The organism is Sphingobium sp. EP60837, from assembly GCF_001658005.1.
Classification (GTDB): Bacteria; Pseudomonadota; Alphaproteobacteria; order Sphingomonadales; family Sphingomonadaceae; genus Sphingobium; species Sphingobium tyrosinilyticum.
In genome coordinates, this window is record NZ_CP015987.1 from 77,559 (window position 1) to 102,600 (window position 25,042).

Sequence of the window (25,042 nt, forward strand, 5' to 3'; positions counted from 1 at the left end):
ACTTGCCTGTGCTTCTCTTGAGATGGCAAAAGTTGAAGCGTGAAGGAGCGCGGGGCATGCCGATCCCCTGCATGTAGGCAGACGCGTCCTATTGCCGAGGCCGGCTCAGCGGCCCGGGGCACCCACAGTCATAGCTTGTCGACTGCCGCCGCTCGCTGATCTTGGAAGCAGAATAGACTAGAACACCTAGCGATGAGGCGTTGCATCAACCTTTACTTTTGCCGTTCCGCCCCAAGACTTCTTAATGGTCAGACGGCCCATCCGACGAAGTTCTGCTAGAGCCTCATCGACGCGTCTGTTTCCGTTGATGTGATTGAGCGTGTGATCGGCTTCGACCATCAGCACGGCCTCCTTTGGCGCCTTTATGCGATTGACAGCGGTAACAATTCCAGCTGGGGGCGCGACGATATCGGCTAGCCCCACCGCCGCGACCGTGGGAGCCCTGATGCGTGGCGCGAAGTTGATGATGTCGAAATATCGGCCGGTTTGCACCACGGCGGGGTCGGTGCTTGTCCAACTCGGATAACCCTGGCGACGACCATAGCGATCGCCGGTTATGTCCGCTCCCGCGGGAACGATCACCACCACCGCGGTGATCTTGCCAGGGTTCAAGCCAGCTGCGGCGAAGCTCTGTTGCCCCCCTTGGCTAGCCCCCGTCACCACGATTGTACGGCCATCCCATTCCGGGCGGGAGCGGAGATAATCCACCGCCCTGCTCGCGCGCAGATACATGCCGAGGAAGTAGGATGTTTCCCGGCTACGATTGCCCCTAAGAAAATAGTCGGAAGGAGCCGTCGCTTCATCGGGCGCCATGTCATGCGCCTGGATGTTCAGCACCAGCCAACCCTCCTTGGCTCGCTTGGCGGATTCGCTTTTCGGCAGCTTATAGACGCCGGCATATTGGAATATGATGAGGGCAGGATACTTCCCCGGTCCGCTCGGTTTGGCGAGATAGCCGTGTGCCTTGGACCCCAGGGCATCGAATGTGACGCTGGACATCTCGATCCCGGCTGTGGTCGCCTCCACTGGTGTCTCAGTAGCGTTCAGGGGCACTGCGGCCTGCGCCTTTAATTTGCGCGACCAAAATGCATCAAAGTCTTCCGGTTCAGCTTCACCGGGACGTATCCGCTCGGGCGCAACGGCCGCTCCAATGGTCAGTTTATTGCGCACAGCCGTGCTCAAAAGGGGGGTCGGCAGTGTTGGGGTGAGGCGCACGAGCAGCATGCCGGGATGGTTCAATTCTGTTGTGATCCTCCCCTCGCCCGACGAAAGATCCAACTCACCACTGAGCAGCTCGCGCTTGTTGTTTTCACGCACCGCATAGGTGTAACGGCGCGCCGCGCTACCGGACGCGGCGAACGTCCACCCAACAGGCTCTCGCACAGCATACACGCCCGTTGCGTGATCCGGCGTTACCTTCAGCGCCTCCGCTGTAGCCTGTGTCGCCTCTTGGGCACTGCCCGCAGTGGACAGGCAGACGGCCAAGACGGCCATTGTGATGACGCGCAACATCATTTTGCCCCTTTACGGCCTGCAATGTAATGACCTGATTTAGAGCAGGATCAGGAAACCTCGAACTCTCCGGCGAGACCGGCATCTTCGGCGGAAGGCGCGATCCACAGCTTGAACTTGCCCCCTTCGATGACGGGCTTCAGATCAACACCAAGGAAGGCAAGATCAGTAATCGCGAGGTCAAATGTGACCTGCTGCGAGCGCCCTGGTGCCAGATCGACATGCTGATAGGCCTTCAACTCCCGGATCGGCTGGGTGACGCTTGCCACCACGTCCTGGACATATAGCTGGACCAATTCCTTGGCAGCATATTTGCCGTCGTTCTTGACCGTGACGCTCACGCGTAAGCGGCCATCTTTCGGGATCTGCTTGGACGACAGGACCAGATCGGCATAACCGATTTTCCCATAGGTCATCCCATGACCGAATGGAAACCGCGCCTCATATTTGGATGTAATATATCGTGCGTTGGTGGGTCGACCCGGCCGGCGATGCGCATAATAATAAGGCACCTGTCCGGCTGAAATGGGAAAGCTGACGGGGAGGCGCCCCGATGGGCCTGTAACTCCGAATAGGATATCGGCGACGGCATTGCCCATTTCCGAACCCAGGAACCAGGTGACCAGTATTGCCGGGGCATTAAGGATCGCGCCTTCCAGCGCGAGTGCGCGGCCGTTGCGCAGGGCGACGACCATTGGCTTACCCGTCGCGGCCACTGCCTCGGCCAGCGCCTGTTGTGGGGAGGGGACCACGATCAGATCACGCGAGGCGCCCTCGCCCGACATCGCCTCGCGCTCGCCCACCGCAAGGATAATGATATCCGCCGCGCGGGCGGCCGCCACGGCTGCATCGATCCCGCCGTCAATCGGCGCCGTAATCTCGCTACCCTTCACCACGGTAACGAGCGAAGGGTCGCTGACCGCAGACCGCGCGCCGCTGGCCAGATCAACCGCTTCCTTGTTGTCGGCGAAGAGTGTCCAAGGACCGTGGAGATTGCTGGGTCCTTCAGCGAAGGGACCGATGATCGCGATGCGCTTGCCCTTGCGCGGCAAAGGCAACAGGTCGCCGTCATTCTTGAGCATGACGATCGAGCGCTGAGCCGCCTCACGTGCGAGCGAGAGCGCCGGCTTCGTGCGCATGCGCGTCTGCTGGCGCTTGAGGTCCATGCGGCGGAAAGGATCTTCGAACAGACCAAGGCTTTCCTTGAGCGCGAGGACGCGGCCGACCGCCTCGTCCACGCGCTCCATCGGTACTTCCCCCGCCTGTACCAGCGAAGGCAGATGATCGCGGTAGATGCCACTCGCCATGCTCATGTCGAGCCCTGCCATGATGGCGATCCGTGCCGCGTCGCGCGCGTCGGCCGCAAGGCCGCGCGCTGCGATTTCCACATCGCCATTATAGTCGCCGACGACCAGTCCGTCGAAGCCCATCTCACCGCGCAATATGTCGGTCAGGAACTCACGGCCGCCATGGATTGGACGACCCGCAATATCCTCGAACGCGGCCATGACGGTGGCGCAACCTGCATCCACGGCAGCCTGGAACGGCGGCAGATAGACTTCGCGTAGCGTGCGTTCCGAAATGTCCGCCGTGTTATAGTCCACCCCGCTTTCCGCCGCGCCATAAGCCACAAAATGCTTCATGCAGGCGGCGACCGAAGCGTCATCGGCAAGAGACCGGCCCTGAAAACCCCGGGTCCGCGCGCGAGCCATGTCGCGTGACAGCAGCACATCCTCGCCCGCGCCTTCGACCGTCCGGCCCCAGCGTGCGTCGCGCCCTATGTCCACCATCGGCGCGAAGACCCAATCGATACCGGTCGCCGCCATTTCCACTGCCGCCGCACGGGCGGTGCGCTCGGCAAGGTCCGGGTCGAAGCTTGCCGCTTCGCCAAGGGGCACCGGAAAAACCGTGCGGTACCCGTGGATCACATCGCCCGCGAAGATCATGGGAATTCCAAGCCGCCCCTTCATCGCTGCCGTCTGAAGCTTGCGATGCGCTTCCACTCCGAAACCGTTGAACACGCCGCCCAGCCGCCCGGCCTGCGCGTCGCCCGTCAAATTCTCGACGTTGCGCAAGGCCGCCTCCGGATTGATCTTGGCCGCTGCGGCCGACGTCCAAGGTGTCGGCATGAGCGTGAGCTGCCCCGCCTTTTCTTCGATCGTCATCTGCGCGATCAACGACTTGACCCGGCTGGAGAGCGGACGGCGAACAGCGGCCATCGCCGCCGGAATGCCCGAGGCCTGCCATGCGAACAGGCAGGCGGAGCTGATCAGGACAGACCTGCGACTGAAATTGGTTTCGCGCAACATTCTTGGGCAACTCCAGTAAAAAGACACGCGGTCTGTAAACCGCTGGTTATGAGGTAAATTCCTTGCCGCTTGCGCAACGGGGCCCTTGCAGCCCGGCTGCCCAGCTGATCGCCCCGGCAATCATTTCACGGTGCTGCGGCTCCTGGTAAGTGGAGGCTGCGTGCCCCAGCGCGGAATAAAATGCACGCCCATCCTTCACGCAATGTGTCCAAACCATTGGATGATCGGGGCCCATGCGGATGTTCTTAGGCTTTGTGAAAGGCAGCAGCTTTTCCTCGGGGCGGTAAGTCCCCTCATCGATCGTCACAAGAATGTGGTAGCCCTTGTCGCGGGGGTTCGTCGCGAAGGAATACCATTCGTCGGAGCGGCGCCATGTCCGGCCCATATGACGGGTCGCGGGGTGGTCCCGATCCTCGACGTTGAGCGTCGCCATCTGGAATTGCGGATCCATGATATGGCCTATGAACTGGGTTCCGATCAGGTCATCCACATACCATCGCCAGGCATATTGCGGATCGCCGCCCGCTCCGTGCAGCCCGACAAAGCCACCACCCTTTTCCAGCCACTTGCGGAACGCGTCACGCTGTTCCTCGGTCAGCACATCGCCGCTCACGCTATTCCATATTACGGCTTTAAAGCGGCCAAGCTGGGCCGGGTTGAAAATGGCGGCATTCTCGGTCGTGTAGCTGTCCCAGCCGTGCTGACGCGCGATTTGCTCCAACGCGCGGTTGGCCGCAACGATCTGCGCGTCGTCGCGAAATCCATTCGTCTTGGAAAAGATGAGAATGGCAGGGCCATGCAGCCGAGCAGGTATGGGAGGCGGCGTCTCATCATAGCTGCTGCCGATGCCCAGCACCAACCGGCCGAAATTACCAGGTCCCACAGCCATCATGAACATTATGGAAAGGCCGACCAGAGTGAGGATCAGGGCCGCCGCGAGCACAGCCAGGACGCGGAGCACCTTCCTCTTCGCGATTGCCTTCATCACCTCACCCTTGGTCAACGTTGTTCAGCAGCTGGCAAGGTATAGCCCCTTATGACGAGAGAAGTAAACAGCCTCGTTGCATTTATACGAGATCCTGCTAGAGAGTTTGCCACTCATTGATGGAGAGAAGAAGATGAAGAAATTGATCCTGGCAGCGGCGGTTTTCGCGATGGCGCCCCTGCCCGCTTTTGCTCAGGCGACCTATTCGAGCTCGACGACGGAAATCGGCGCCCTGCTTGACGATCCGGCAGCAAAAGCCGTTCTGGAAAAGCACGTTCCCGGCATGACCACCAACGATCAGGTCGATATGGCTCGTTCGATGACACTGAAGGACATTCAGCAATATTCGCCCGATCAGATCACCGACAAGGTGCTTGCCGAGGTTGACGCGGACCTCGCCAAACTGAAGGCCAAGTAAGCTTCAGGCGGCTGGCCGGCTATCATATGCTCCGGCCAGCCGCGTCAGGCGCGCCTGCGCCTCTACCAACTGTCTCTGCCGCGCAACAGCACATCTACCGCCTGGGACGCAAATTCCGCCGCCTCCTCAGGGCTGATCGTGCGCACCGTTTCCTCGGTCCTGCGCCAACCCTGGATCATGCTCAACAACTGCAGCGCCACGCGTCTGGGCTCCTTAGGAGGCACCGCATCGTCCTGAGTTCCTCTGATGATTTCGTTGGTGAGGAAACCGAGCTCGTAATTGTAGCCTACGTTGTAAAAAGTTTCAGCGATTTCAGGGAAGCGCTGCGCAGTCGTCATGATTAACCGGTCGAACTGCCGAACTTCAGGGTTAGCGAGCATGTGGACAAAGGTCTGCGCGTGACGCTTCAGGCTGTCCGGAAATTTCTCCGGCACGTCACTGTTTCGGGCACTTGCTTCATTGGACCAGTTGCGGACGCGATCTTCCACGACTGACTTTATCAGCGCTTCTTTGGTCGAGTGACGGATATAGAGGGTTCGTTTGGAGACACCAGCCGCCTGCGCCACCGCTTCCATCGAAGTCGCTTCATAACCGAGCGACAGGAACAGTTCCTTCGCGGCCGATAGAATGGCTTCCTCTATCTCGCCCGCCCTTTTGCTCGGTGGCCGGCCCATGCGCCGAACCCGCGTCGCTTTAGGTTCAGGTTTTGCGTCAACCCGCGAACCGCGCTTCTTGGCTTCCTTCACCCACATGTCCCGTCTTCGTTAGGCATGTCTCACTTATGGATATATCGTCTGAGCTGCAAGCCGCCCGAACACGCCAATTCCGGCGCCGGTCATTCGGATATTTCAACAAGTGCGACGCCTTCTGGCGGCAGGTCCAGCGTCAAGACACGCTGATCATTTAACCGGCGCGTTTCCGGTGGCGCGAGTTCGGCAGCGCGGCGGATCTGCTCAATCTGATCCTTATTGGGATATTGCGGCGAACCTAATTCCCGCCATTTGGGGAGGGGCGAGCCCCGTTCCTGATCGACATAGCTAACGCGCACGCTCTTTCCTGGAGCAGCGCCTGTCAGTTTGACCTCGATCTTTTTGCGTTCTCCCGTAACGATCCGCTCCTTGCTCATGCCTGGTATCCCCGAAGGCTGCTTCACTTCGGCCAGGTTCCATATTAGTGCGGCTGCGCCGGTCCTGGTCTTGCTGGCAAGAGCTGGGCCGGTGGCTGCCAGCCGGCGCGGCCCGAGCCGGTGCAGCAACTTATAGGTGTTGAACGACGGGCGCGGGATGCCGCGCTGGGCAATCATGCCCCAGCCCCCATCGCCTTCCTTGAGGATGAAATTCGGGAAGTTGATCTCCTCAAACACATTGCTGATGCACCATTGCGACATGGCATGGCAGTAGGGCAGGCAATTGTTGATGACATGGGCGATCATTGCGGGGCTGTCGGACGACCATTCCGATAGCCACAGCTCGGCGCCCTTATACCGCGTCGCGTCGATCTGGCTCCGTACCTTGGCCATGGCTGCGGGGATCACATCCTTGTGGGGATATAAATTCGCCTGACCGAACAGCTCCTTCTGGTCGTCACCGGCATAGATATGCGTCGATACGAAGTCGACGGGCAAATTTTCCTGAGCGCAAAAGCCCAGGAACTCCGGCATCCATTGCGCTGCGGCGGTGGAAGGGCCTCCAACGCGCAGCTTTGGATCCACCGCTTTAATTGCGCGCGCCGCAGCCTTGTACATTGCAAAATAGTCGGCCTGGGTTCCACTGAAGAACCAGGTCAGGTTCGGCTCATTCCAGACCTCGAAATACCATTGGCGTACGGCACCAAGACCATAGCGGTCGACGAGGTGACGGACGAAAACGCCGATAAAATCACCCCAGGCCTCCGGCGAGGCAGGCGGAGTAATATTAGCGTTATAGGTGAAGTTGAGCTTTGTGTTCCCGCTGGCCAGCTTCTTGGGCATGAAGCTCAGTTCGACAAAGGGTTGCACCCCTCTCGCCAGCACGCCGTCATACACATCATCGACATTCTGGAAGTTTGGGTCCTTGCCGTTCATGCCACCGGGCCAAACGCCAAGATCATCGTTGAAAATGCCGTGGAACCGCACGCGTTCCAGCCCCGTCTCGGCACGGAACCGCTCTAGATCATGCCGCCAGCTCTCGCGCATCGTGGCGGACGCCCGATCCGACCCGGCGCAACGCGACCAGATGTGGTCCAGTGCGCCCGTCTCGCGGCGCAGGTCAATCTCCACATGTTCAGTGGCGGTCTGGCCAAAGGCAGGCTTCGCAAGAGCGGAAGCAGCCAAGGCTGCTGCTCCGGCACCGATGATTTCGCGGCGATCCCACATGATCTGTACTCCTTTGGACGGTCGCATGCATAGGCCGCCCTTACCATATGATTGTTAGGCGACCGTAAGCTTTACCGACTTCAGATCGACCGAGTTCGGCCCGGCATGGATCGTGAAGGTTCCCGGCTCCACCACATAGTTCATGTCGATGTTCCAGAACGCCAGGCTGTCGGGATCAAGGCTGAACTGCACGGTGCGCTTTTCCCCCGGCTTCAAGGTCACACGCTCGAAGCCGCGCAACTCCAGCACGGGGCGCGGCACAGAACTCACATCGTCGCGAACATAAAGCTGGACCACTTCGTCGCCAGTCCTTTGCCCAGTGTTGGTGACGTCGACTTCCACAATCACCGTCTCGCCTACCGCGATGGTGGACTTGCCAAGGCGTGGCGCGGACATTTCGAACGTCGTGTAACTCAGGCCATAGCCGAAGGGAAAAAGCGGTGTTGGCTTCGCCTCTACATATCGCTGGCCGATCCTTGCCGAAGAATGCTTGTTGTAGAATATTGGCAGGTCGCCAACCGAACGGGGAAAAGTGATCGGCAATTTGCCCCCCGGATTGACTTTGCCGAAAAGGATGTCGGCAAAGGCGTTTCCGCCCTCCTGGCCGAGATACCAGCCCTCCACCAGAGCGTTGGCCTTGTCCGCAAGGCGATTAACGGCGAGCGGACGTCCGTTGATCAGCAAGGCGACAATCGGCTTGCCCGTCGCAATCATCGCATCCACCAACGCATCCTGATCGCCAAACAGATTGAGACTGTTGCGATCGCCCGGAGCGCCTGCGTGAATTGCCTCGCGGGTGATTTCCGGCACGTCGCCAACGACCAATAGGATGACGTCCGACCGTTTCGCGACCTCCACAGCCTGGGCTATGCGCACCGCATTTTCCGCCGCATCGGCGTAGCGCGCCGCGCGGGCCGGCAGGTGCTGACCGGTGGGGTCCGGTTTGACGATCTGGACACCTTCGGCATACTCGATGGAGATCGCCTGCCCGGCAGCTGCTTTCACGCCCGCCAATATCCCGACGGCCTGCGCGTTGACGGAGGAATAGCCCCCAAACAAAGGTTCAACCGCATTAGGCCCAACAACCGCAATTTTTCGCGGCTTAGCCGGATCAATCGGCAGCAAACCGTCATTTTTGAGCAGCACGAGCGACTTTTGCGCAACCTTGCGCGCAAGCGCCTTACTAGCGGGGGCATTGACCTGACGCAGGGCGCGAGATTTGTTCAGATAGGGATTCTCGAACAGGCCGGCCTCGAACTTGAGGGCCAATATGCGGGACACCGCGGCGTCGATACTTGCTTCGGGAATGCGGCCAGCGCGCACCAGCTCGGGCAATCGGGCATAGGCCTGACCCTCCGGCATTTCTGCGTCGACGCCTGCATGGATTGCCAGCACAGCGGCATCATCGTCATTCGCCGCCATTTGATGATGCGTGACCAAATTGGTGACACCGCCATAATCACTGAAATACGCGCCGCGAAAGCCAAGCCGCTCCCGCCCGGTACGTTGAAGCAGTTGATAATTAGCGTGGGAAGGAACGCCCTCGAGCTCATTGTAGGACGGCATGATAACAGCAGGATCGGCCTTCTTGATCACCTGCGCGAAGGGCACGAGGAAATTCTCGCGCAGCGTCCGCTCGCTCATGTCAGCCGGGCCGATGTTGAGCCCGCTCTCTGGCGCGCCGTGAATGAAGTGCTTAAGCGTCACGAAGACCTTGTCCGCCGCCAACGGCCGCTGTCCTTGCTGACCGCGGACAGACGCAATGCCCATCTGGCTGACCAAATAAGGGTCTTCACTGAAAAACTCCTCGACCCGCCCGAAGCGGGGATCACGGGCGAGGTCCAGGACCGGACTGAGCGCGACGGTAGCGCCACGCATGCGGGCTTCACGCCCTGCCAGTTCGTAAGCCTGCTGGACCAGCTTGGGGTCCCAGGTGCTACCAAGCCCGAGCGGGATCGGGAAAATGGTCGCGTCCCGCGCCTTGAGGCCATGGGCTGTTTCCTCATGGAACAATGCGGGGATGCCGAGGCGGGTATTATCAACCAGGTGCCGCTGGATCGCGTTCACCAGGTCGATCGTTTCCCCAACGGCGCGATAGGCGTCCTTGGCAACACGCGCCGTACCATTGGTATCGCTCGGATTGCCGATCTGCCCGATGCCGTTGACGAAGACCTGCTTTGCCTTCTCGGGCGAGAAATTATCGCCCTCGAGGAACCGGGATTTCGTGTAGGCGATCGACCGCATCTGCGCGGCCTTTTCCTCCAGGGTCATCCGGCTTAGCAGATCGCGGACGCGATCTTCGATCCGCGCCTTGGGATTGCGATATAGCGCTTTGCCCGCACCTTCAGCCATTGCGACCACAGGCATCGCCAGAGCGGTTGAAACGATGAACATACGCCGCGTAACGGCGAGCCGATCAGCCAAGAAATCCTCCGTCCGAATGTTTCGCCGATCCCCCGCTTTGCAACTGAGGGCCGCTATCCGCGCGTCTTACAACAGGACGCAACTATAAGTAAACAGGAACGTTGCATTATTGGTCTGAACGGCTGGCAAGATGCTTTATCAGTTTCCGTGCGATGGAGGATGGCCAACGGCTCAAGATCGGGAGGCGTGAATGGGTGATTGGATGCGGATAGCGGAACTGCTGCCTTCCGGAATAGACGCACGGACGATAGGTGATCAGGCCGCGAATGATCGGCAAAGGTCATTCGCCCGAGCATGCTCTGCTCCATTGTCCCGAGATGAAGTTGCTGATTTCTGGAAATCAGGTACCGCCTGAAATCTCATCGAATGTTTCGGTACAGCCTCTAGAGCCCGCGGCAGATCCGCTCACTGACTGGCTGGAGACCCTTGAGGCGATCCGCCAAAAAGTATCGGACAATGTGCTCGTTCTTCCAGCCCATGGTAAACCGTTTCATGGTCTGCATGCCCGCATCGGTGCCTTGATCGAAGGCCATGAAGTCGGCCTCGCACACTCACGCTCGTTGAAACGCCGGAACGGGCGATCGACGTTTTTCCAGTCTTGTTCAAAGGCCAGACCGATCGAAGCGTTCTTGGTCTTGCCACGGGCGAAAGCCTTGCCCATCTCGCCTGCCTTCGAAGCCGAAGGCTTGTGACGGACGAGGTCGAGGCTGCCGATGAGCCCGATTGATCGGATTCTGCTCTAGCAAAACTCGCAGGACTGCCTGAAAGTATGGGATCCTTCTCCAGACAAGGGACGCGGCGCAGGCTCGCGGGTTGGAGACGATCCAACATCATGCCCGGTTCCTGCGCGCAACGCCGAATCGCCCCGATTTGTCATCCAAGATCGACGGCGATCACCTCATGGTAATCAATGAGCGGCACATCGACGATGACGCGCTCGCCATCGACCTGAATTGGAACATGGTCGCCACTAGATAGCCTGCGCACCTGCAAGGGCCGCGTGCCAGCCGGAAGCTGAAGGGCGACTCGATAAGGGCCTGTCGGGATCGCCGCACGATAGCTGCCCCGCATCGTCATGGGATTGTTGAGGCTAACCAGGTGCGCGGTGACAGAGTTTTTTTGACGCCAGTATGCGATGTCCACCAACCCCGGCCCGTCAATCTGTAGCGGCTGCTGCTCGTCGTGCGCCCAGTCCACCATTGATTGCAGCAGGGTCAGATGATCACCATGCGACAGTTCGGCGAATGTGCGATCAATATCCATTGGCAGATAGACAACGCGGCCCTTACCGGCTTGGCGACAGATCGCCATGGGGATGTTGCTTTCCGTGCGGTCAGTATAGACCCGCTCCATCGGCAGGTCAGGGTAGGATGGCACCAGCGTCAGCGCCACCTCCGACGCATTGCGCGCCTTGACCGGTTGCCGCCGGATTGGGCCGATCGTCCGGCTGATCTCTGGCAACTTCGCCATCGCAGGGTGCGCGTGGTGGATTGTCAGATAGGCATTGCGGAGCGGTCCCTCCTCCTCACCTGTGATGGAGCAACCGAACAGGTCGGCCAGTGCAAAGTCTGGACGGCGCTGTCCATCGCCGTCGAACAGCGAGGTCTGATGCGTTGCGATCACGCAACCGCCGCGGGCGACGAAGGCGCGGACTTGCTGGCACTGGGTATCGGAGAGCACGGCAGCATTGGCGAGGATCAGCGTTCTGAAGCGGGAGAGGCTTGCCTCGTCGAGGAAGCCGTCGTCGATCATGTCGAAAGGAATGCGGGACTCCAGCAGCGCCTGATAGAAGCCGCGCAAATGCCCATCCAAATCGTGCCGTTGCTTCCATCCGCCAAGGAAAGGTGGCGTGCGGGTCGATAGCACCAGCCCGACTCGCGCGAGATTATGCGTATTGCGCAGATAGCGGTCATTGGCGTGATGCCATTGATAGAGATCGCGAGCCACGTCCATCCAGCGCTTGTCCAGCGGCTTGCCGTTGAATTTAGTGATCCAGGGACGCGCTCCTTGCGCAATCGCGCCGGCTGCCCAGATACGGATTTCAGGCGCAGCCTGCACCGAATCCTTCCAGCGATAGGATTCCTCCACGCCGACGGAAATGATATGGCCGACAGGCTTGTCCTGCATGAACGCGCGCAGTTCGCGCGTATATCGGCCGGCACCCCATGCTTCAGGTCCTGGTGCCCATGGTGAGTTTTCGACCGATCGGGCCTGGCGGTCACAAAAGGCGATGGGAAGCCGTTGCGACAGACCGGGGCCATTCAGTTCGACCAGGCCGCGCCGGTCGCTGCCGGGAATGAAGCTGGCCGAAGGGCGATGCTTGCGCGCTGCAGCGTTCCAACGGTCGATCAGCGCGAAAAGGCGGGTCTCCACCCAGGCGGCATAGCGGCGCCCCGCGGGTGTCGATGGATCCGGATCAAGCGGTATGTCCAGCCCCGACGCGGCCCGGTATTGCGTCCGGCAGCTTTCACAATAGCAGGTACCGCTTCCGTTCCAGCGATTGCCGAAAACGCCGTCAATGGGATAGCGCCGGGCAATCTCTTCAATCACCTTGGGCATCAGTTCGAAATTATAGGGGCCGTAAGCGCAGGTCAGCGTCAGATCGGGCGCGCTGCCGTGGCGCTTGCTCTTGCCATCTGGACCAGTGAGTGCCCATTCGGGATGCGCGGCGGCAGCCGCTGCATTCATCGCGTGGGGATCGATGCGGGCAAGCACGCGCAGGCCCATCTTCTTGCAGGCGAAGACCATGTCGCCGAACGGGTCCTGCCCCCTGTCCACCCCTGGAGCCATGCCGTGATAGGCGATCGCCGTCGGATAGAAAGCGATCCCGCCACCAGCGCTCAGACATACCCCGTCGGCATGGATGTCCCGGAAATAATCGGTCCAGAATTTGGGATCGAAATGGCCGACGTCATCCTCTGTGAAGGCGAGCTGGAACCAGCGCATCGGTTCTGTCGCCCAGTCCGGCGCGACATCGCGGCTTGCGCGTGCGGCCATGGCGGGGTCGAGGCGGGAGAGAAGCGCTCCGCCGCTCAGTGCCAGCGCGGTGCGTCGGCTGACTGGCATGATGTCCGGCATGATCTCTCCCTGTCGATATCCGTCATTGCCCTCTCCCTCTAGTCCAAGACGGCGTCGCCACAATCAGCCATCCCACCATGCGGGAAATGGCTTGCCGCATGGTGGGATGGGCGCCGCCATTGCTTGACTGGCGATCAATCCCACGCTGGAGCGGGATTGAAATAGGGAGAATGACTATGAAGGTAAGCCAGTTTCTGGCAGCGATGGCCGCGCCGATGCTGCTGTCGTCGGCGCTGTCGGCGCAAACATTCACGCGCGGCGATCCGGTTCCGGTGACCCTTCCACTCGGCAACAAGCCCGGCAATCCGATCCTGGACATGCCGCCTGGACAGCGCCTGATCTCGGCTTTCGGCGAGCGTCCGGTTTTCTCGCCAAAGGGAGACAAGCTAGCCTTTATCGGCAAGTCCTATGGCGACGCCTTCGAATATGACATGGCGACCGGTCAGATCCGCAATCTGACCGGCCACGCGCCAAGCGAGGGTTTTCTGCGGGTCCATTATATCGCGGACGGCAGCTTCGCGCTGCTGGGGCCCCGCATTTTGGGCAAGACGCGCGAGGAAACCCGTTTCAGCCGGATCGAACTGTTCTGGATGGACCCATCGGCGACCCGCGCGCCCGTGCCATTGGGTGTCACCATATTTGAAGGGATTGCGACCAGCCCGCGCAGCAACATGATTGCCTGGAGCGAGATGCGTCCTGCGGCGGCGGGAAAGCCCGCCGCGACAACGGTCTATACCGGCCGCATCGCGGTGCGAGATGGCGCAGCAAAGATGGAAGACAAGCGGGAAATCGTCACGACCACGGATTGTTTTGTGGAAGCCCAGGATTTCCTTCCGGGCGACAAGGGGCTGCTGATGCCCTGTTATGGATATGGCAAGGGACCTACAGGCGTTGAGACGCAGGTGATTTCCGTTGATTTCGAAACGAAGAAGATCACCCGTTATCCGACACCCACCACCCTTTATGGCGAGGTTGAGGGGATTTTCCCGGACGGGCGCCGTGCGCTGGTCGAATGTGCCCAAGATCGCGCAAAGGGTATGGACCTGTGCGTTCTCGATCTCGATCCCAGCAAGCCCCGCTACACGCGCATGACCGACATCGTCCAATATGGCGGCTGGAAATACGGTAACCCGGTGGTTCGACCCAATGGCCGCATGATCGCAGCGCAGGTAGGTTCCGCCGACGTCATCGACGCGGGTGTGGGGCAAGGCATCGTGCTGATGGATTTGGCGCCAGGGTTCTGAATTGGTCCAAAGGGGGCGGCGGGGCGGAGCGGTTTACCGGCTCCGTCCCGTTTGCGGCCCCAGGACCGGCATAGGATAGCGCAAAAGGTTTCGGGATGATCTGGTCGCAAAATTATGATCCGCTGGGCAGTGGCTGGCTGTCGGCGCTGGTTGCAGCGGTGCCTGTCATCGTCCTTCTTGGGGCGATCGGCCTGTTTCATGTCCGTGCGCATGTGGCCGCGCTGATGGGCCTGGCCGCTGGATTGCTGGTGGCGATTTTGGTATTCGGCATGCCTGCGGGGCTTGCCCTGCGCGCCGCCGGCTTTGGCGCGGCTTATGGGTTGTTGCCGATCGGCTGGATCGTGCTCAACATCATCTTCCTGTATCAATTGACCGAAGCGACCGGGCAGTTCCATGTGCTGCGCACAGCCATCACCACGATTACGCCCGACAGCCGCCTGCAACTGCTGCTGATCGCCTTTTGCTTTGGCGCCTTTTTCGAAGGTGCGGCTGGTTTTGGAACGCCGGTGGCGGTGACGGGCGCCATGCTCATCGGGTTGGGGTTTACCCGGCTGCAGGCATCCGGCTTGTCGCTGATTGCCAATACTGCTCCTGTGGCGTTCGGGGCGCTCGGCACGCCGCTCGTCACTCTGTCCGGGGTGACGGGTCTTCCGCTTCTGGAACTGTCCGCCATGGTAGGGCGACAGATGACGCCTTTCGCCCTTATCGTGCCGATCTGGCTGCTCGTCGCTTATTGCGGATGGCGCCGGACGATGGAGGTGATGCCTGCCTTGCTGGTGGCAGGGACCAGCTTCGCCGCAGTGCAACTCGCGATATCAAATCTGCATGGGCCTTGGCTGACTTCGATCGGCGCTGCGCTTGCCTCCATCGTCGCGCTCATCCTCTTCCTCAGGATATGGCAACCCGCGCGAATCATGGCAGTGAACGAAGCACCGCTGGCGCCTGGTGATGAGCGTGATGCAGCCGCTACGACCGACAGCGTGAGTGCGCCATCGGCAAGCTATGAGGCTGCGGCCGTCAAGCGGGCATGGATGCCCTGGATAATCCTGACCGCCTGCGTTTTCATATGGGGTCTGCCATTCGTGAAAGGCTCGCTCGACGACATCTTCGCGCTCCATCTGTCTTTTGCCGGGTTGGACGGCGTCATCCAGCGGTTACCTCCGGTCGTCACGCATCCTGAGTTCGAAAAAGCCGTCTATAATCTGAACATGCTTTCCGCCACCGGAACGGCCATTTTGGTGGCGGCGCTGCTGAGCGCAGCGTTGCTGCGCATTTCGCCGCGCCGATTGGGGACTATCTATGCTCGCACTTGGATAATGGTCCTGCCGTCCCTGTTGACGATCGCAGCGATGCTGGCCCTTGGCTATCTGACGCGTTTCGGCGGTATCGATGCCTCGATGGGCCTCGCATTCGCGGCAACCGGGACGCTTTACCCCTTCTTCGGTACGATGCTGGGTTGGGTGGGGGTTGCGGTGACCGGGTCGGACACGGCGTCGAATGTCCTGTTCGGCGGTCTCCAGAAGGTGACGGCGGAGCAGCTGAACCTGTCGCCGGTGCTGATGGCGGGCGCGAACAGTGCAGGCGGCGTCATGGGCAAGATGATCGATGCGCAGAGCATCGTCGTCGCTTCGACCGCTACTCAATGGTTCGGGCAGGAAGGACGCATCCTGCGCCATGTCTTTGTGCACAGTCTGGCTCTGGGATCGCTGATAGGTCTATTCGTGATGTTGCAGGCCTATGTTTATCCTTTCACCTTGCTTGTACCCTGATGCCAGTGACGATCGATACGGTGCAGGAAGCACGAAGCCTTCTGAAGTTGCTGTTTGGCACAGCGCTGGACGCGGTGCGAGGCGATCATCTGGTCGAAAGCCTGGGCCCTCCCACTAAAACCGGGTGGTTCATTAAGAAAGACAGGCAGGCGATCGATTGGCCCATGGATCCCCGGGGGCGTCTGATCGTGATTGGCGCGGGCAAAGCGGCCGCGGCGATGGCGCAGGGCATTGAAACGCTATTCGGCGACAGGATAGATGATGGTTGCATCATCGTGAAGCGCGATCATCGCGCGCCCTTGTACCGCATCCGGCAACTCGAGGCCGGGCACCCCCTGCCGGACGAGGCGGGTGTCGCGGCCACGGAGGAATTGCTGAGGACGGTGAATGGCCTGACCCGGAATGACAGCGTTATCGTTCTCCTCTCGGGGGGCGCGTCCGCCCTGCTTGTCGCGCCCGCGGCAGGCATCACATTATCGGAAAAGTCTTCGACCACCGAACTCCTGCTTCGGTCCGGCGCCTCGATTGAAGAAATCAATTGCGTGCGCAAACAACTATCCCGGGTAAAAGGTGGGCAATTGCTCGACTATATCGCGCCTGCCGCCTGCCTTACGTTGCTCTTATCGGACGTGCCGAGCGGGGACCATGGTTCGATAGGGTCCGGGCCGACCATCCGCTCATCACCCGGCGGTGACGACCCGCTGGAGATCATCGCACATTACGGTTTGCTCGATCATATCCCTTCAGCCGTGCGCGCCCTGCTCGCCACGCCGCCAGCCCCTCTTCCGCATCGTGAGGTCAGCAGGGCCGACGTCGTGCTTCTGGGAGACAGCGGCAGCGCACTCGACGCAGTGCGACATGGCGCTCGGGATGCAGGGCTCGGCTTCCATGTCGTGAATCCAAACATGACCGGCAACACGCATGTGCAGGCCCGGTCGATGGCTGAAGTTTTGCGTAGTTGTCCTGCCGCGCAACGCCCTGCACTGTTTATATCGGCGGGCGAGACGACCTTGCACGTGACGGGCGACGGAAAAGGCGGACGCAATCAGGAATTCGCTCTGGTCGCCGCATTGGAGCTGGAGGCGGTCGAACGGGTCGCACTGCTCGCCGCTGGCACTGATGGAACTGACGGACCCACCGATGCCGCTGGAGCCTTTGCCGATGGCTCTCTGGTCGCGCGGGCGCAAGCTCTTGGCCTCAAGCCGCTCAAAATGCTCGCGCGAAACGACAGCTACACGCTGTTCAACATGACACAGGATCTGCTGCGCACGGGTCCCACGGGGACCAATGTGATGGACCTTGTTCTTGGCATTGCATTTTAGGTGACTTGCCCGGGCGGCGTCCGAGGTCTGGAATAGGAGTGAATTTTCGTGGTTAAGCTTGCGGCCAACCTGTCCTTGATGTTCACGCACCTAGCTTTTCTCGATCGGATCAACGCGGCGGCAGATGCGGGTTTTCGTGGCGTCGAGTTCATGTTCCCTTATGAGTTTTCCGCCGATGAGATCGCCGCGCGAGCCGCTCGGAACGGTTTGGAGATCGTCCTTTTCAATCTTCCCGCAGGTGATTGGGAACGCGGCCAGCGCGGAATCGGGGCGCTACCCGACCAGATCGATGAATGTCGGCGCGGGGCGGCTTGGGCGCTGGATTATGCGCGCCGTCTCGGGTGCCGCAGATTGCATCTCATGGCCGGGAAAGCGCCCGCCGACCCGCGAAACCGGAGAACGCTGGTCGATAATGTCGCCTTTGCCGCAGACCTGTTTGCACCTCATGGCATCGATTTGCTGATCGAGCCGATCAACACTCGCGTGGACATTCCCGGCTATTTTTATTCGACCAGCGAGGCGGCTCTCTCCGTCCTGAGCGAGGTGGGGCGGCCGAACACGAAGCTGCAATATGACATCTACCATATGCAGGTCATGGAGGGCGATCTTGCCCGCAACATCGAGCGTTTGTTGCCGGAAATTGGCCACATCCAGCTCGCCGACAATCCCGGACGCGCCGAACCGGGGACGGGCGAGATCAATTATGCCTGGCTGCTGCCCCATATCGACGCCCTAGGCTATTCCGGTTGGATCGGGTGCGAGTATCGCCCGGCCGGGGATACAGCCGCTGGCCTGGGCTGGGCCGAACCATTTCTGAATCAAACAGGATAATCGACATGAAGATCGGATTCATCGGACTAGGCATCATGGGACGGCCTATGGCGGGCCATCTGCTGGCGGCGGGGCACGGCCTTTACAGCTGCATCAATCGCACGCCTCTTGCCGAGGAACTGCAAAAAGCAGGTGTCGTCACCTGCAGCGATCCCGCAGCGGTCGCGGCCGAGGTGGAATGCGTCATCCTGATGCTGCCGGACACGCCCGATGTCGATCATGTGCTGTTCGGTCCCGATGGTGTCACGACCGGATTGAGGCCGGGCACGATCGTCATGGACATGAGTTCGATCGACCCGATCGCAACTCGTGATTTCGCGAAGCGGATCGAAGATCTGGGCGGCGCCTACATCGATGCCCCGGTATCGGGCGGCGAGGTGGGCGCGCGCAACGCAAGCCTGACCATCATGTGCGGCGCGAAGGCCGAGACGTTCGAGAAGGTGAAACCGCTGCTCGAAGCCATGGGCAAGAATATCACGCTGGTCGGCAATGTGGGCGCGGGGCAGATCACGAAGGTCGCGAACCAGATCATTGTCGCGCTGAATATCGAAGCGGTGGCAGAAGCGTTGCTATTCGCATCGCGCGCCGGCGCCGATCCCGCCCGTGTGCGCGAGGCACTGATGGGCGGTTTCGCCGCGTCCCGTGTGCTGGAGGTGCATGGCCAGCGGATGATCGACCGCAGCTTTGCGCCCGGCTTCCGCCTCAGTCTGCATCAGAAAGACCTCAACCTGGCTCTGTCGGGCGCTCGCACGCTAAGCCTCTCCCTACCCGGCACGGCTTCTGCACAGCAGTTGATGAGCAGCTGCGTCGCGAACGGCGGTGGTGACAAGGACCATTCAGCTTTGGTCGAGGCGCTGGAACTGGCCGCCAATCACAAGGTCAGCGGTTAGACCGAGCGTCAAATCTGCTGGCCGGTAAACGCCCGCAGATGTGCGTCACTCAACGGCCAGGGGAGCTGCGCCAATTCCTTATCGACATTTGCCGGCAAACAGGTCATACCAGTTTCAGGGCTGGAGCATTTGTCATGCTGATGGCCCATGCAGGCGAGGATGCAAATGTGAGCAATATCCGCGAAGAGTTGGATGAGGGCGCCTTAGGTCGGGTGCAGTCCCTGGTTCGCGCATTCGGCTTGATGGATGAACTGGCCAAAAGTGACAGCATGACCCTGAGCGACTTGGCGCGTACGGTCAGTCTCCCGCGATCAACAGCACATCGCCTGCTGACAACGATGGAAGCGCTGCGTTACGTCACGTTCGATAGAGCGACCAATCGTTGGTCGATCGGGGTACAGGCGTTTACCGTCGGAGCCGTTTTCGCGCAGACGCGGGATCTTGGAAAACTCGGCCGGTCAATCATGCGTTCGCTTATGGCCGAAGTAAACCATTGCGTGAATATCGCCGTGCCGGAAGGGCGGGGCATTTGCTATGTCGGGCAGGTCGCGCAAAATGGCTTCCGTCCGACCGCTGCGCGCCCTGGTGCAGTGCTCCCTCTGCACACGACCGCATCGGGGAAGGTGCTGATGGCGCATTGGACGCGCCAGGAGTTCGACGACTATGTCGCTCAGGCCCCCCTCAAGGGACGCACATCCCGCAGCATTGTAGATGCCGACCGTCTCCGCAAGGAACTGGCGACTATCCGCGACCGTGGCTATGCCATGGATGATGAGGAATATGACGCCGGGCTGCGCTGTGTCGCGGCGATGGTGCATGATCGTGATGGCTTGCCCAAGGGCGCGTTGTCTGTGTCCGATCGGTCATCGCAGTTGGCGCGGACAAGGCTGTATGAGTTGGGACCGACGTTGGTAATGGCCGCCCAGCAGATGAGCAGCGAGATCGCCGCCCAATATTTCTGAGATTTGTTCAGACCGGCTGTCCGGACGTCGGTTGCACGTCGCGTGAGCCGTTCGGGTCTTTGGGGACAGCCATCCACCATCGAAAAAGCGAACAGATTTGCCGGGTCGATGAACAGCTTTCGGGTGGCGACCTGGTCAAAAATCAAGCGATAAAGAAGACGGTAATTTGGGAGCACGCGGGCGATAAGCACTGCGGCAGGAGAGGGTGATGAACGCCACATGGCGCCAAGGCGGAAGACGCCCTTATACAATCAGGCGGATCGCGTTTATTTCAGTGCTTGCGATAGGTGGCTGCCTGACGGCAAGTCCATTGCCCGCAGCGCCGGCGCCTTTATCCTTCGCACTGACCAACATCTACGTGCCGTCTTATGAGGACGACAAGGCATGTCGTGCCTTGTCGCTCAGTTCCAGCGACATATTCCTGCAAAGCCTGCCGCCTGCCGAGCGGACGAAATATGAAGCTCCCGAAAAGGTTCAGGCCCTTCACAGGCTGATGAGCGACAAACTCGGTTTCAAGATGGTGCCCACCGGTCACGCGTCGGGAGCAAATGGGAGCATGGCGGCGGTTCCGGAGACGGAACAAGAGGCGCTCCGGCAGAAATATCATATCCCCAAGGGCAAGGGCGTATTGTCGTTCCTCGGTACGCGGCTAGCCTATGATAGTTGCACCAATCCCGAGGATTTTCCGTTCCTGGCCAAAGGCAATGAACCTTATCTGGGAAAGGTCGCCTATGGGATCGACCTGGACGGTCGTAACGGTAAGAATGACTTTCGGGGCCCCAATGGGGAACAGGGCGTCGACAACGAACTGATCCGCGCGACCGGATGCAACTTCGCCACACGGGACTATGGTACGCCCAAGGTGGCGGATGAAGTGATCACGTCGATCGGCTCGCCCACGCTGGTCGAGATCACCGACGTTGACGATCCATTGAACGACGACGACGTGACCGTCCATGTCTATGCGAGCGCCAGTCCGCTGGAAGTCTCGGGTTCGGGCAAGGGACTGGGCTGGGCAAGCCTGGATGTCGATCCCGACCCGCGCTTTCAGACCCAGGTAAAGGGGCGCATCCGCAACGGCGAGCTGAGCACCGAACCGTTCGACCTGCGGGTGCGCCTGCGTGAACAGATCGTCGACAGTTATCGCGAGGTGCGGCAGGCACAGATCCGCGCGACGATCAAGCCGGGGGAAAGCATCGAAGGCGGGATCTACGGTTACCACACGCTCGCCAGTATCGAGGAAGGATATCATCAATCGACGCAGGTCGGCGCCAATCTGACCCGCATGTCCTGTCCCGCCCTCATCAAATCCGTCCGCAGTCACGCTGACGCCTTTCCCGATCCCAAGAGCGGGCGCAACACGGCGATTTCTTCCGCTCTGCGGTTCCGTGGCATTCCCGCCTTTCTCATCAAACCGGCTCAAAAGGTGGCCCAAGGGTCGCAGCAATGAACGATAAGACTTCCAAGGCCATTCGCATCGGTTCGGCGGTGACGGCATTGTGCGCGGTAGGCGCTATCCTGCTTGCCGGCACCGCGGGGCGGGCGGATCAGCCGGAGGCGGGCGTACCGAAGCTGCGCCGCCTGACCGAAGCCCAGTATCGCGCGACGATCGCCGACATTTTCGGACCGGACATCAAGATCAGCGGCCGGTTCGAGCCTGATTTGCGGGTGGGCGGCCTGCTGGCCGCCGGAACAAGCGCGGTTTCGCTGACGCCGTCCGGTGCCGAACAATATGAACAGATTGCGCGCGGCATCGCCGAGCAGGTGGTGGACAAATCGCATCGGGACCGGCTGATCACATGTCAGCCTGGTCCTACCGATCCCAACGGAGCTGCCTGCGCGGAGAGCTTCTTCGACAGGGTGGGTTTGCGGCTTTACCGGCGGCCTTTGAGCCCTACCGAAAGCCGACTGGCCGTTTCGCAGACATTAGCCTCGGCGCGCACGCTCAATGACTTCCATGCAGGCGTGGCCGTCATGCTGACGACCATGTTGTCGGATCTGCCATTCCTGTTCCAGATGGACAGGGTGGTGGCTGACCCGGCGCACCGTTCGGCCCAGACCCTCGATGCCTGGTCGCGGGCGAGCAAGCTCAGCTATTTCCTCTGGAACAGCACCCCTGACGAGGAATTGCTCAACACCGCCAGGGATGGTTCGCTGATGACGCAGGCGGGGCTTGCCCAGCAGGTCGGCCGCCTGATGGCCTCACCCCGGTTCGAGACCGGCGTCACGGCCTTCTTCGACGACTTTCTGCAGCTGGAAGGCATGATGTCCTTGTCGAAGGACTCGCTCATCTATCCCGCTTTCCGGTCTTCCGCCGGTCCTGCGGCGCGAGAGCAGACATTGCGCACGATCGTCACGCTGCTGGCGCGGGAAAACGGAGATTATCGTGACCTGTTCACGACCAGGCGGGTGGCGATGAATCGCCAACTCAGTCCGCTTTACCGCATGCCCTACGCACCGCGCGACTGGTCGATGATCACCCTGCCGGACAGTGATCCGCGCGTGGGCTTGCTGACGCAGATAAGTTTCCTGGCCCTTCATTCGCACGAAGGACGATCGTCGCCGACGCTGCGCGGGAAGGCGTTGCGGGAAGTGCTGATGTGCGAGCATATTCCAACGCCCCCCGCGAACGTCAACTTCACCATCGTGCAAGATACGTCCAATCCGAGCCTGCGCACCACGCGGGAGCGGCTAAAAGCGCATCTCGACGATGAAGAATGTGCCAGCTGCCACAAACTGACCGACCCAATGGGTCTTACCCTCGATAGTTTCGATGGCGCGGGCCAGTTCCGGGCGAGCGAAAATGGCATGGCGATCGATACATCGGGATCGCTCGGCAATGTGAGTTTCCCAGATGCTGCGGGCCTCGGCAAAGCGCTGCATGACAGCCCGCAAGTGACGCAGTGTCTCGCTCAGTCGGCGTGGCGCTATGCCGTGGGTCGAGAGGCGCTGGCGAGCGAGGAACCGGTGACCGCCGCGCTTCACAATGGTTTCGCGCAGAGCGGTTTTCGCATCCGGGCGCTGTTCCGGCAAATTGCCACGGATCCCCATTTCTTCGCGGCCACATCGCGCGTGCCAACTCGCACCACGGCGGCGCGGCATTCAGCTAGGAAGTCATCATGACCAACATGAACAGGCGCGGATTCTTGCTGCGCGGGGCCTTTGCCGGGGCCGCGGTGGGCGTGGGCCTACCGTTCCTGGACTATTTCCTCGATGATAACGGCACCGCCTTCGCCGCTGAATATGGCGGGGGTCGATTGCCGGTGCGTTTCGGTACTTGGTTCTGGGGTTGTGGCATGATCCCCGACCGCTGGAACCCGAAAAAGCAGGGGGCGGGCTATGACCTGCCGCCCGAACTGGCGCCGGTCGCGCCTGTGCAGGACAAGGTGACGATCCTGTCGGGCTTCAGCGTCTCGCTGGATGGGAAGAGCAACCAGCCGCATATTTCCGGCAATATCGGCCTGCGCACCGGAACGCCGGTGGATTCCTGGCAGCAGATCGTCGCGCCCACGCTGGATACCACGATCGCGGATACTATCGGATCGGGTTCCTTTTTCCGCAGCCTGGACCTGAGCGCCGATGGAAATGCACGGACGAGCTTCTCCTACCGCAGCGGCACGGAGATGAACGCCAGCGTCGCGTCGCCGATGGAACTGTATCAGCGCGTATTCGGGGCGGACTTCCACGATCCCAACGCAGCCGAGTTCAAGCCCGATCCGCGCATCATGGCGCGGCGGAGCGTGCTGTCCGCTGTGACTGACGAGCGCCGCCGGATGATGGGCAAACTCGGTGCGGAAGATAAAGCGAGGGTGGACAGCTATTTCACTGCCATCCGCGAGGTCGAGACTAAGCTCGCCCTGCAATTGGAAAAGCCGCCAAAGGCCGAAGCATGCGTCGTTCCGCAAAGGCCCGCTGAAATGGCCCCCAGCACTGACGTGATCGAGCGTCAGAAGTCGCATAAGCTGATGGCGGATCTGCTCGCAATGGCCCTCGCCTGCAATCAGACCAAGGTTTTCAACATGGTCTTTTCCACCGCGACAGCGGACTTGCGCAAAGCGGGTTCGACCACGGCCTATCATCAAGCCACGCATGAAGAACTTGTGGACAAGACCAAAGGCTATCAGCCGACGGTGGATGCCTTTTCTACACAGAGCATGCAGGGTTGGGCGGACTTCGTGGCGTCGATGGCGGCGGTGAAGGAAGGCGATGGCACCCTGCTCGACAACATGCTGGTCATGGCCCATTCCGAAGTCAGCTATGCCAAGAACCATGACGTCAACGGCATACCGGTGATGCTGGCCGGACGGGCAGGCGGCAAGGTCAAGAGCGGAATCCATGTCGCCAGCCAGGGCGACGCGATCTCCCGCGTGGGGCTGACAATGCAGCAACTGATGGGCGTCCCGCTCGACGGATGGGGCACGGGGTCGATGCGCACAAATCGGTCCATTTCGGAGATCATGGTATGAAGAAACTTTTCATCGCACCGTTGCTGATGCTGCCGCTGGCCATGGCCGCCGCACCGGCACAGGCCGATCCGCAATCTACCCCAGCAATGGGGTTTGTTTCGCTTGAGGTGGCGGACATGGCCCGGGCCAAAAGCTTCTATGCCGATACGCTGGGTATGAAGCCGATCCTGACGATCAGCAAGCCGACTGACCCGTTCCAGAAGATCGCTTACAACTTCTCGGGCAATCCGCAATCGAACGAAACGTTGTTGATCCTCATCCACTATGATCGTCCCAAGGCGGATCAGAATAAATCATCCGGCGCGAAGATCGGGCTGCGGGTCGCCGACACCCGGGCCATCGCGGCGAAGGTCAAGTCCGCCGGATATCAGCTGGTTAGCCAGCCGGCTGTGGACGCCAAGGGGCCGGTCCTGAACAGCGTCGTGCGCGATCCGGACGGGGTGATCGTGGAACTTGTCGAGCTTCGCATGCCCTGACCG

19 protein-coding genes are annotated in these 25,042 nt (G+C 60.6%); 12 read left to right on the forward strand and 7 right to left on the reverse strand.

Going from position 1 to position 25,042, the window contains the following annotated elements:
- Positions 1-186 precede the first annotated feature (186 nt).
- The 3 genes from EP837_RS13520 to EP837_RS13530 form a co-directional block, all read right to left on the reverse strand.
- Positions 187-1,485, reverse strand: coding sequence for an acetylxylan esterase (locus tag EP837_RS13520; RefSeq protein ID WP_197486385.1), 1,299 nt, complete (start codon positions 1,483-1,485; stop codon positions 187-189).
- Between the two features lie 77 nt (positions 1,486-1,562).
- On the reverse strand, positions 1,563-3,821 hold the full coding sequence (locus EP837_RS13525; protein ID WP_066529628.1) for a glycoside hydrolase family 3 N-terminal domain-containing protein: 2,259 nt from the start codon (positions 3,819-3,821) through the stop codon (positions 1,563-1,565).
- Positions 3,822-3,867: 46 nt separating this feature from the next.
- Entirely contained in the window at positions 3,868-4,806 is a 939-nt protein-coding gene (locus tag EP837_RS13530; protein ID WP_066531553.1) for a ThuA domain-containing protein, read from the reverse strand.
- Between the two features lie 133 nt (positions 4,807-4,939).
- Between EP837_RS13530 and EP837_RS13535 the strand changes: the two genes are divergently transcribed.
- On the forward strand, positions 4,940-5,224 hold the full coding sequence (locus EP837_RS13535; protein WP_066529632.1) for a hypothetical protein: 285 nt from the start codon (positions 4,940-4,942) through the stop codon (positions 5,222-5,224).
- A 62-nt stretch (positions 5,225-5,286) separates the two neighbouring features.
- Here EP837_RS13535 and EP837_RS13540 read toward each other — a convergent pair whose 3' ends face one another.
- The 3 genes from EP837_RS13540 to EP837_RS13550 form a co-directional block, all read right to left on the reverse strand.
- Entirely contained in the window at positions 5,287-5,976 is a 690-nt protein-coding gene (locus EP837_RS13540) for a TetR/AcrR family transcriptional regulator (protein ID WP_066529634.1), read from the reverse strand.
- Between the two features lie 83 nt (positions 5,977-6,059).
- A complete protein-coding gene (locus EP837_RS13545) occupies positions 6,060-7,577 on the reverse strand; it encodes a GH39 family glycosyl hydrolase (protein WP_066529636.1) in 1,518 nt (505 codons plus the stop codon).
- A gap of 54 nt (positions 7,578-7,631) precedes the next feature.
- Entirely contained in the window at positions 7,632-10,001 is a 2,370-nt protein-coding gene (locus tag EP837_RS13550; RefSeq protein ID WP_225870645.1) for a glycoside hydrolase family 3 N-terminal domain-containing protein, read from the reverse strand.
- A gap of 598 nt (positions 10,002-10,599) precedes the next feature.
- Here EP837_RS13550 and EP837_RS21955 point away from each other — a divergent pair.
- Positions 10,600-10,728 (forward strand): hypothetical protein, encoded by a 129-nt coding sequence (locus EP837_RS21955; protein ID WP_335676207.1) that lies wholly within the window; start codon positions 10,600-10,602, stop codon positions 10,726-10,728.
- A gap of 146 nt (positions 10,729-10,874) precedes the next feature.
- On the opposite strand, the gene EP837_RS13560 is transcribed toward EP837_RS21955, so the two are convergent.
- A complete protein-coding gene (locus tag EP837_RS13560) occupies positions 10,875-13,079 on the reverse strand; it encodes an alpha-amylase family protein (RefSeq protein ID WP_082919689.1) in 2,205 nt (734 codons plus the stop codon).
- 176 nt (positions 13,080-13,255) lie between these two features.
- On the opposite strand from EP837_RS13560, the gene EP837_RS13565 reads away from it, so the two are divergent.
- The 10 genes from EP837_RS13565 (at position 13,256) to EP837_RS13610 (ending at position 25,039) form a co-directional block, all read left to right on the forward strand.
- Positions 13,256-14,323, forward strand: coding sequence for a hypothetical protein (locus EP837_RS13565; RefSeq protein WP_066529643.1), 1,068 nt, complete (start codon positions 13,256-13,258; stop codon positions 14,321-14,323).
- Positions 14,324-14,418: 95 nt separating this feature from the next.
- Complete coding sequence (locus EP837_RS13570) at positions 14,419-16,092, forward strand: L-lactate permease (protein ID WP_066529645.1); 1,674 nt, start codon at positions 14,419-14,421, stop codon at positions 16,090-16,092.
- Positions 16,092-17,414, forward strand: coding sequence for a glycerate kinase type-2 family protein (locus EP837_RS13575; protein ID WP_082919690.1), 1,323 nt, complete (start codon positions 16,092-16,094; stop codon positions 17,412-17,414). Before EP837_RS13570 ends, EP837_RS13575 begins: the two co-directional genes overlap by 1 nt.
- 48 nt (positions 17,415-17,462) lie before the next feature.
- A complete protein-coding gene (gene otnI / locus EP837_RS13580; RefSeq protein WP_066529647.1) occupies positions 17,463-18,245 on the forward strand; it encodes a 2-oxo-tetronate isomerase in 783 nt (260 codons plus the stop codon).
- 5 nt (positions 18,246-18,250) lie between these two features.
- Positions 18,251-19,135: a 2-hydroxy-3-oxopropionate reductase gene (locus EP837_RS13585; RefSeq protein ID WP_066529648.1), complete on the forward strand. Its 885-nt coding sequence runs from the start codon at positions 18,251-18,253 to the stop codon at positions 19,133-19,135.
- A gap of 134 nt (positions 19,136-19,269) precedes the next feature.
- The gene (locus tag EP837_RS13590) at positions 19,270-20,097 is read left to right on the forward strand and encodes an IclR family transcriptional regulator (protein ID WP_197486386.1); all 828 of its coding nucleotides are present in this window, start codon (positions 19,270-19,272) and stop codon (positions 20,095-20,097) included.
- A gap of 310 nt (positions 20,098-20,407) precedes the next feature.
- Positions 20,408-21,547 carry a hypothetical protein gene (locus tag EP837_RS13595; protein WP_066529651.1) on the forward strand — a complete coding sequence of 380 codons (1,140 nt, stop codon included), beginning with the start codon at positions 20,408-20,410 and terminating at the stop codon, positions 21,545-21,547.
- On the forward strand, positions 21,544-23,220 hold the full coding sequence (locus EP837_RS13600) for a DUF1592 domain-containing protein (protein WP_066529656.1): 1,677 nt from the start codon (positions 21,544-21,546) through the stop codon (positions 23,218-23,220). The genes EP837_RS13595 and EP837_RS13600 overlap by 4 nt, the downstream gene beginning before the upstream one ends.
- A complete protein-coding gene (locus EP837_RS13605; protein WP_066529665.1) occupies positions 23,217-24,563 on the forward strand; it encodes a DUF1552 domain-containing protein in 1,347 nt (448 codons plus the stop codon). The genes EP837_RS13600 and EP837_RS13605 overlap by 4 nt, the downstream gene beginning before the upstream one ends.
- A complete protein-coding gene (locus tag EP837_RS13610; protein ID WP_066529667.1) occupies positions 24,560-25,039 on the forward strand; it encodes a VOC family protein in 480 nt (159 codons plus the stop codon). Before EP837_RS13605 ends, EP837_RS13610 begins: the two co-directional genes overlap by 4 nt.
- Positions 25,040-25,042: the final 3 nt, after the last annotated feature.

Excerpts from the sequence above, each read along its gene's own strand:
- EP837_RS13525 (WP_066529628.1), bottom strand. The coding sequence starts at position 3,821 with ATGTTGCGCGAAACCAATTTCAGTCGCAGGTCTGTCCTGATCAGCTCC.
- EP837_RS13530 (WP_066531553.1), bottom strand. The coding sequence starts at position 4,806 with ATGAAGGCAATCGCGAAGAGGAAGGTGCTCCGCGTCCTGGCTGTGCTC.
- EP837_RS13535 (WP_066529632.1), top strand. The coding sequence starts at position 4,940 with ATGAAGAAATTGATCCTGGCAGCGGCGGTTTTCGCGATGGCGCCCCTG.
- EP837_RS13540 (WP_066529634.1), bottom strand. The coding sequence starts at position 5,976 with ATGTGGGTGAAGGAAGCCAAGAAGCGCGGTTCGCGGGTTGACGCAAAA.
- EP837_RS13545 (WP_066529636.1), bottom strand. The coding sequence starts at position 7,577 with ATGTGGGATCGCCGCGAAATCATCGGTGCCGGAGCAGCAGCCTTGGCT.
- EP837_RS13560 (WP_082919689.1), bottom strand. The coding sequence starts at position 13,079 with ATGCCGGACATCATGCCAGTCAGCCGACGCACCGCGCTGGCACTGAGC.
- EP837_RS13565 (WP_066529643.1), top strand. The coding sequence starts at position 13,256 with ATGAAGGTAAGCCAGTTTCTGGCAGCGATGGCCGCGCCGATGCTGCTG.
- EP837_RS13570 (WP_066529645.1), top strand. The coding sequence starts at position 14,419 with ATGATCTGGTCGCAAAATTATGATCCGCTGGGCAGTGGCTGGCTGTCG.
- EP837_RS13575 (WP_082919690.1), top strand. The coding sequence starts at position 16,092 with ATGCCAGTGACGATCGATACGGTGCAGGAAGCACGAAGCCTTCTGAAG.
- EP837_RS13585 (WP_066529648.1), top strand. The coding sequence starts at position 18,251 with ATGAAGATCGGATTCATCGGACTAGGCATCATGGGACGGCCTATGGCG.
- EP837_RS13590 (WP_197486386.1), top strand. The coding sequence starts at position 19,270 with ATGCTGATGGCCCATGCAGGCGAGGATGCAAATGTGAGCAATATCCGC.
- EP837_RS13600 (WP_066529656.1), top strand. The coding sequence starts at position 21,544 with ATGAACGATAAGACTTCCAAGGCCATTCGCATCGGTTCGGCGGTGACG.
- EP837_RS13605 (WP_066529665.1), top strand. The coding sequence starts at position 23,217 with ATGACCAACATGAACAGGCGCGGATTCTTGCTGCGCGGGGCCTTTGCC.
- EP837_RS13610 (WP_066529667.1), top strand. The coding sequence starts at position 24,560 with ATGAAGAAACTTTTCATCGCACCGTTGCTGATGCTGCCGCTGGCCATG.